Source organism: Streptomyces sp. NPDC060209, assembly GCF_042728155.1.
Taxonomy (GTDB): Bacteria; Actinomycetota; Actinomycetes; order Streptomycetales; family Streptomycetaceae; genus Streptomyces.
In genome coordinates, this window is the sequence record NZ_JBHWZS010000376.1 from 1 (window position 1) to 7702 (window position 7702).

The 7702-nt window shown below is 70.5% G+C and carries 4 protein-coding genes; 1 reads left to right on the forward strand and 3 read right to left on the reverse strand.

Features of this window, described 5'->3' with window-relative positions:
• Positions 1 to 57 precede the first annotated feature (57 nt).
• The 3 genes from ACFWFI_RS38655 to ACFWFI_RS38665 form a co-directional block, all read right to left on the reverse strand.
• Positions 58 to 5082: an NAD-glutamate dehydrogenase gene (locus ACFWFI_RS38655; protein ID WP_387399898.1), complete on the reverse strand. Its 5025-nt coding sequence runs from the start codon at positions 5080 to 5082 to the stop codon at positions 58 to 60.
• Between the two features lie 451 nt (positions 5083 to 5533).
• Complete coding sequence (locus ACFWFI_RS38660) at positions 5534 to 6205, reverse strand: HAD family hydrolase (protein WP_387399900.1); 672 nt, start codon at positions 6203 to 6205, stop codon at positions 5534 to 5536.
• A gap of 95 nt (positions 6206 to 6300) precedes the next feature.
• Positions 6301 to 6807: a DUF6912 family protein gene (locus tag ACFWFI_RS38665; protein ID WP_387399902.1), complete on the reverse strand. Its 507-nt coding sequence runs from the start codon at positions 6805 to 6807 to the stop codon at positions 6301 to 6303.
• A 279-nt stretch (positions 6808 to 7086) separates the two neighbouring features.
• Here ACFWFI_RS38665 and ACFWFI_RS38670 point away from each other — a divergent pair, with 279 nt between their 5' ends.
• A complete protein-coding gene (locus tag ACFWFI_RS38670; protein WP_387399905.1) occupies positions 7087 to 7503 on the forward strand; it encodes an Rv3235 family protein in 417 nt (138 codons plus the stop codon).
• Positions 7504 to 7702 lie beyond the last annotated feature (199 nt).

Below are 7702 nucleotides of genomic sequence, written 5' to 3' on the forward strand. Positions count from 1 at the left end.
GGCCGATGTGGCCCGTCCGGCGGACGGCTCTGTCGCGGCCCGGTCGGCCGCACCGGGTCAGGCGTGCGTACGCAGCAGCGTCCGCATCGTCCGCATGGCCACCGACAGGTTCGCCAGGTCGAAGGACTCCGACCCCCGGATCTCCTCCAGGGTGGCGCGCGAACGCGCCAGGATCGCCGCGTTCTTCTCCTCCCAGGCCTTGAACCGCTGCTCGGGCGACGACGTCCCGTTGCCGACGGACAGCACGTCCGACGTGAGCGCGGCATGCGCGGCGTACAGGTCCTCGCGGATGGAGGCGCGGGCCATGGACTGCCAGCGGTCGGCCCGCGGCAGCTCGATGATCCGGTCCATCAGCTGAGTGATCCCCAGCCGGTCGGCGAGGTCGTAGTACACCTCGGCGACGGCCAGCGGGTCCTTGTCCGTACGGTCCGCGATCGCCACGATGTCCAGGGCCGGGAAGGCCGACGAGAATCCGGCCACCCGAACCGCCAGCTCGTCCGGCACGCCCACCGAGGTGAGCTCGTCGAGGATCGACCGGTACCACTCGACGTCCGCGCCCTTGAGCAGCTTGGGCAGCTCGTCCCAGACGCGTTCGACACCGTCGCGGAAGAATCCGATGGTCTCCGCGATCTCGACCGGCTGGGGCCGGTTGCCGAGCAGCCAGCGCGAACCGCGCTCGACGAGACGGCGCGAGTGCAGCCGGATCCGGGTCTGCACGTCTGCGGCCACCGTGTTGTCGAGCGCCTCCACGGCGTCCCACACGGCGGACAGGCCGAAGATCTCGCGGGCGGCGAACTGGGCCCGCACGATCTCGTCGAGCGACGCCCCGGTCTCCTCACGCAGCCGGTGCAGGAACGTCGAACCGCCGGTGTTCACCGTGTCGTTGACCAGCACCGTCGTGATGATCTCGCGGCGCAGCGCGTGCCCGTCGACCGCCTCGGGGAAACGCTCGCTCAGCTGCTTCGGGAAGTACGCGTGCACCAGCCTCTGCAGATGCGCGTCGTCCGGCAGGCTGGTGGAGATCAGCTCCTCGGCCGCCGTGATCTTGGTGTAGGCGAGCAGCACGGCCAGTTCCGGCTGGCTGAGGCCCTTGCCGTGGTTCAGCAGCTCACGGATCTGGCGGTCGTTCGGCAGGAACTCCAGCGCCCTGTCCAGGTGCCCGTCGCGGCCGAGCCGGCGCATGAAGCGCTGGTGGGCGTGGAGGAGTGACGGCGCCTGGGCACAGGCGTTGGCGAGCGCGACGTTCTGCGCGTAGTTGTTGCGCAGCACGAGCTGCCCGACCTCGTCGGTCATCTCCGCGAGCACCTTGTTGCGCTGCTTCACGGTCATGTCGCCGTCCCGGACCAGACCGTTGAGCAGGATCTTGATGTTCACCTCGTGGTCGGAGGTGTCCACACCGGCGCTGTTGTCGATCGCGTCGGTGTTGATCCGGCCGCCGGCCCGGGCGAACTCGATCCGGCCGAGCTGCGTGGCCCCGAGGTTGCCGCCCTCACCGACGACGCGGGCCCGCAGGTCCGCCCCGTCGACCCGGATCGAGTCGTTGGCCTTGTCACCGACGTCGGCGTTCGACTCGGCCGTCGACTTGATGTACGTCCCGATGCCGCCGTTCCACACGAGGTCGACCGACGCCTTGAGGATGTTCTGCATCAGCTCGGCGGGGGTCATCTTCGTGACCTTCGAGTCGATGCCGAGGGCCGCGCGGATGTGCGCGTTGACCGGGATCGACTTGGCGGAACGCGGGTGGATGCCGCCGCCCGCGGACAGCAGGTCCTTGTTGTAGTCCGCCCAGGAACTGCGCGGCAGGTCGAACAGCCGGCGCCGCTCGGCGTACGAGGTAGCCGCATCCGGGTTCGGGTCGATGAAGATGTGCCGGTGGTCGAAGGCCGCGACCAGCCGGATGTGCTCGGAGAGCAGCATCCCGTTGCCGAAGACGTCACCGGACATGTCACCGACGCCGACGACGGTGAAGTCCTCGGTCTGGGTGTCGTGGCCCAGCTCGCGGAAGTGCCGCTTCACGGACTCCCAGGCGCCGCGGGCGGTGATGCCCATGCCCTTGTGGTCGTAGCCGGCCGAGCCTCCGGAGGCGAAGGCGTCACCGAGCCAGAAGCCGTAGGCGACGGCGACGTCGTTGGCGATGTCGGAGAAGCTCGCGGTCCCCTTGTCGGCGGCGACGACGAGATACGTGTCGTCCTCGTCGTGACGGACGACCTCCGTGGGATGCACGACCTCGCCCGTCACCATGTTGTCGGTGATGTCGAGGAGCGCCGAGATGAAGATCTTGTAGCAGGCGATGCCCTCGGCGAGCCAGGCGTCACGGTCCACAGCGGGATCCGGCAGCTGCTTGGCGACGAAGCCGCCCTTGGCACCCACCGGCACGATCACTGTGTTCTTGACCATCTGCGCCTTGACCAGGCCGAGGATCTCCGTACGGAAGTCCTCCCGCCGGTCCGACCAGCGCAGACCGCCGCGGGCGACCTTCCCGAAGCGCAGGTGGACACCCTCGACGCGCGGCGAGTAGACCCAGATCTCGTACGCCGGGCGGGGCGCCGGGAGATCCGGGATGGCCTGCGGGTCGAACTTCATCGACACGTAGTTGTGCGGCTCGTGGTCGTCGGCCAGCTGGAAGTAGTTGGTCCGCAGCGTGGCCTTGATGACGGTGAGGAAGGACCGCAGGATCCGGTCCTCGTCCAGCGAGGCGACCTGGTCGAGGGCCCCGTCCAGCTCTTCCAGCAGCCCGTCCGTCAGCTCCGTGCCGGCCTTCTGACGGGTCGGGGACATCCGGGCCTCGAAGAGCGAGACCAGCAGCCGGGTGGTGTGGACGTTGTTGCGGAGGGTGTCCTCCATGTAGTCCTGGCTGAAGGTCGAACCCGCCTGGCGCAGGTACTTCGCGTAGGCGCGCAGCACCATGGCCTGACGCCAGTCGAGGCCGGCGCCCAGGACCAGGTTGTTGAAGCCGTCGTTCTCGGCCTCGCCGGTCCAGATCGCCGCGAACGCCTCCTGGAAGCGGTTCCGGGCGTCGTCGGCGAGGTAGTCGCCGTTGCCCGTGGCCTTCTTCGGCAGGCGCAGCCCGAAGTCGTAGATCCAGGCGTGCGTGCGGTCCGCGCAGCGCAGCTCGTACGGACGCTCGTCGACGACCTCCACACCGAGCCGCTGGAGCGCGGGCAGGACGGCGGACAGGGAGACCTGCTCGCCGGTCCGGTAGATCTTGAACCGGCGTTCGGCGGGGCCGGCGCCGACCGGCTCGTACAGGCTGAGCGCGAAGTCCTTGCGCTCGCTCTTGAGCTCTTCGAGGTGGACCAGGTCGGCCACGGCGGCGCGCGGCGAGTGGTCGGCCTTGTAGCCCTCGGGGAAGGACTGCCCGTAACGGCGCAGCAGCTCGGCGGCGCGCTCCTCGCCGCACTCGGCGTTCAGTGCCTCCTGGAAACCGTCGGCCCAGGAGCGGGCGGCCTCGACGAGGCGCGCCTCGATACGGTCCGCGTCCGCGTCGGTGAGGTGCGGGAGGTCGGTGCCCGGCGGGACCCGGACGACGAAGTGCAGCCGGGAGAGGATCGACTCCGTGTTCCAGGCCGTGAAGTCGACGCTGGTGCCGCCCAGTTCCTCCTTGAGGATGTCGATCAGGCGGAGTCTCACACCGGTGGTGTAGCGGTCGCGCGGCAGGTAGACGAGGGCGGAGTAGTAGCGCCCGTACTCGTCCTGGCGCAGGTAGAGCCGCAGTCGGCGGCGCTCCTGGAGGTACAGCACGGAGGTGACGATGGAGCGCAGCTGGTCGACGGGCGTCTGGAAGAGCTCGTCGCGCGGGTACGTCTCCAGGATCTGGAGCAGGTCGCGGCCGTCGTGGCTGTTGGGCGTGAAGCCCGCCCCCTCCAGCACCTCGGCGACCTTCCGGCGCACCACGGGCACCCGGCGCACCGACTCGGTGTACGCGGCGGAGGAGAACAGGCCGAGGAAGCGCCGCTCGCCGACGACGTTGCCGTCGGCGTCGAACTTCTTCACCCCGACGTAGTCCAGGTAGCTGGGGCGGTGCACGGTCGCCCTGCTGTTCGCCTTGGTCAGGACGAGGAGCTTGTGTTCCCTGGCCTTGGCCCGGGCGTCCGCGGGCAGCCGGTCGAAGGACGGGCTCACCGGGTGCGCCTCGTCCTCGCTGTGCTGCGGGTCGGAGCGCAGGATGCCGAGGCCGGAGCCGGGGACGGCCGTCAGCGCGTCGGACTCACGGAGCTCGTACTCCCGGTACCCGAGGAAGGTGAAGTGGTCGGCGGCGAGCCAGCGGAGCAGCTCGCGGGCCTCCCCGACCTCCTCGTCGGCCAGCTCGTCGAGCGGCTCCGCCGGGAGGTCGTCGGCGATGCGCAGGGCGGTGTCGCGCATCTTGTCCCAGTCCTCGACGGTCTCCCGTACGTCGGACAGGACTCGGAGCAGATCGGCGGTGATCTGCTTCAGGTCCGCGCGGTCGGTCTCCCGGTCGATCTCGACGTGGATCCACGACTCGACGAGCGCGTCGTGCGGCAGCTCGGCCCCGGCGCCCTTACGGCCGTTGGACCGCTTCGCTCCGTTGCCCCTGGCCCGGTCGTCGGCGAGCACCTCGATCAGCTTGCCCGCGACGTCCCGGCGGACGACGACCTGCGGGTGGATCACCAGGTGGATGCCGCGGCCCTGCCGGGACAGCTCGTTGGTGACCGAGTCGACCAGGAAGGGCATGTCGTCGGTGACGACCTCGACGACGGAGTGGCTGTTGGTCCAGCCGTTCTCCTCGACGGTCGGGGTGTGCACCCGGACGTTCGCGGTGCCCTGCGGGCGGTTCTCGGCGAGGCGGTAGTGGGAACAGGCAGCCCCGAAGATGTCGACCGGGTCGCGGTCGGTGATGTCCTCCGGAGCGGTGTGCAGGTAGTAGCGCTGGAGATAGGCGAGCAGCGTGTCGCGGCCCGGCCGCTCGTCCTGGCCGGGGTCCGCTTCGGTACCGGTTCCGTCGGCAAGGTGCACCCGGAGGCCACCTCCCGGGCCACCGACACCACCGCCCGGACTGTTGTCAGCTACCCGGGCCGCCCGTGCGAGCAGCTCGGCCTTGGCTTCGTCCAGCTTGGTCTGCATGTCCTCTGGCTCCTGTCGCGCGCCGTTGCGTGACGTAGGTGAGAAAGACGACGTACCGCCACGACGCGGGGTTTCCGGTCTGGGTCGACGCTATGCCGCCTGGGGAGATGCCCGGGACCGTATCGGCCATTTTCGGCTGACGGCCCGGGACGCGGAGATCACGCATCGCCCGGGTGCTGTGGCACTCCGGGCGCAGGCCGGGGGCTTCGCTGCCCCCGAGGCATATCGCGCTGATCACGGGACCAGGCTATCCCTCCTGCCCCCACAACCGTCATGAGCCGCATATGTACAAAAGAAGGCCTCGAACTTTGACACTCTGGACATCGCACGGGATCGCTCCTGCACGTATGGACACACACACGGACAGATGCGTTCATGGCTGCGCCGGGCCGGTCGCACACCGGTCGCCCGGCCGGTCCCCAGCCCCTCGGCCGCTTGCCCGGCGGGTACCTCAGTCCGCCATCAGCTCGGCCAGCGCGACGGCCTCGGCCAGGGTGTCCACCACAGGCACACCCGCCGCCTCCAGGCTGCTGCGGCTGTGCGAGCCGCCGGTGTAGAGCACGGCGCGCGCACCGACGTGGGCCGCGGCCACGGCGTCGTCCACCGCGTCACCGATGACCACCGCGGATTCGGGGGCGATGTCCCCGAGTACCTCGAAGTGGCGCTCCATGTGCAGTGCCTTGCTGCCACCGGAGGGTCCGGTCCGGCCGTCGACGCGTACGAAATGACGCTCGATGCCGTACCCACGCACCACCGGGACCAGGTGCTCGTGGCCGTACATGCTCAGCAACGACTGGCTGCGGCCGCCGAGCTGCCACCGGACCAGCAGCTCCTCGACGCCCTCGGTCAGCGCACAGGCCGCCCGCTGCTCGGTGTAGTGGCGGTGGAAGAGGCCGTCCATACGCTCCCACTCGGCAGGAGTGGGGAGCCTGCCCATGAGCCGCTCGTAGAACCTGGGTATCGGCACGCAGTACGTCTCGCGGTACTGCTCCAGCGTGAGCGGCGCCAGGTCGACCTCCGCGAAGGCGGCGTTCGTCGCCCCGAGGACCGCCTGGATGTCGTCGAGCAGTGTGCCGTTCCAGTCCCAGACCAGATGTGTGCGGTGCTTCCCCGTTGTCGCCATGGGTAGAAAATACTCGCCCGCTACGACAGTCACCCGGGCACAGGGGACCGGAGGCGGGGGCTCCGGCTCCGGCTCCGGCTCCGGCTCTCAGGCGATCAGGCGATCAGGCCGGGGATCTCCTGGATCCCGAACCACAGCAGCTCGTGGTCCTCCGCGCCGTCCACGGTGAACTGGGCGTCGTCGTCACCGAGGTCCGCCGCTCCCAGCGCCGCTGCCGCCGCGGCGACGTCCTTCTCGGCGTCGTCGGCGTCCACGTGCACGGCGGCGGCCTTCGACAGCGCCACGGCGTCCGCGATGCGCACCTCACCGAGCGAGGACGCGTCCAGGATGTGGTCCGGATCTGCGACCGCCGCCCCGTCCGGCACGTCGAGGGCGACGACGACACGGCGCCGGGTCTCCTCCGGCCGGCCCGCGATCAACCGCAGCGAGGCGGAGGCGGCCCGGTTGAGCGCCGCGTACTCCAGCTCCTCGATGTCGTCGGAGACGTACCACTCGCGCAGACCGGGCGTCACGGCATAGGCGGCCAGCGGCCCCGGACCGACCTCGCCCGCCCCGTGCACCGCGGCGAGACCGGAGAGGGTCAGGGGGACGTACACACGCATGGATGACCGCTTCCGTAGTCGATTACGCCCTCAGGATACGTGCGACGTCCCCCTTCGGGGTTGCCGATCCGCCCGCCACCGTCCACCGCGCGGCGACCGTCACCCCCGCCGTCCCCTTGCGGCGCCGGGGGCGCCACCCGGATAGGTGATCTCGCCGGGTGGCCGGCCGGCCCCCATCGCCGCTTGCGGGGCCGCCGACCGGCCCCGTAGAAGATCCCCAGCAGAAGTTACCGCCCGGTATCAGCCCGGGCTCCGACAGCAGCCACGGGGGCTATGAGCATGAGCACGGACAGGACGAGGCCGGCCGGACGACGCGACCGCAGCAGGCCGGGCACCGTACCGCCACAACGGCCCCGGCGGCCGCTGCGCCCGCACCAGTGGTTCGCGGAGCGCCTGCTCGCCGTCCTCAGCGGCCAGCGCCCGGTGCACTGGATGCTCGGCCACACGATCGGCGAGGCCTACGACCAGCTCGCCGAGCTCGCACCCGACGCCCCACTCGGCGCGGGCAGCAGGCGCCCGGTCGTACGCGCCTGCCGCGGCACCCAGCCCGCGACCGGCGTGGTCGAGGCCTTCGCCAGCATCGCCACCGGAGAGCAGGTCCGCGCCATGGCCTTCCGTCTGGAACAGGGGCCCGATCTCCGCTGGCGCTGCGCCGCGATCGACCTGGGCGGCGAGCGTCTCCCGGCGGTCGGATGACCACCCGCCGGACCGAGCCCGCACCCGGCGAGCAAGCGGAGCCGGATCAAGCCCGTCCGGCGATCGAGGACATACCGCACCAGGGCCGCACAACGCCCCCGGCAGGCCGCAGGCACGGCTCTCCGCCCGAGTGTGCCGCCACCCTCTCCCGGGCCCGCAGAGGCCCAGCAGACGCGCCTGGCCCGGACACCGTCATGGC

Bases quoted from the DNA above. Each gene is read 5' to 3' on its own strand.
- ACFWFI_RS38655 (WP_387399898.1), bottom strand. From the start codon at position 5,082: ATGCAGACCAAGCTGGACGAAGCCAAGGCCGAGCTGCTCGCACGGGCG.
- ACFWFI_RS38660 (WP_387399900.1), bottom strand. From the start codon at position 6,205: ATGGCGACAACGGGGAAGCACCGCACACATCTGGTCTGGGACTGGAAC.
- ACFWFI_RS38665 (WP_387399902.1), bottom strand. From the start codon at position 6,807: ATGCGTGTGTACGTCCCCCTGACCCTCTCCGGTCTCGCCGCGGTGCAC.
- ACFWFI_RS38670 (WP_387399905.1), top strand. From the start codon at position 7,087: ATGAGCACGGACAGGACGAGGCCGGCCGGACGACGCGACCGCAGCAGG.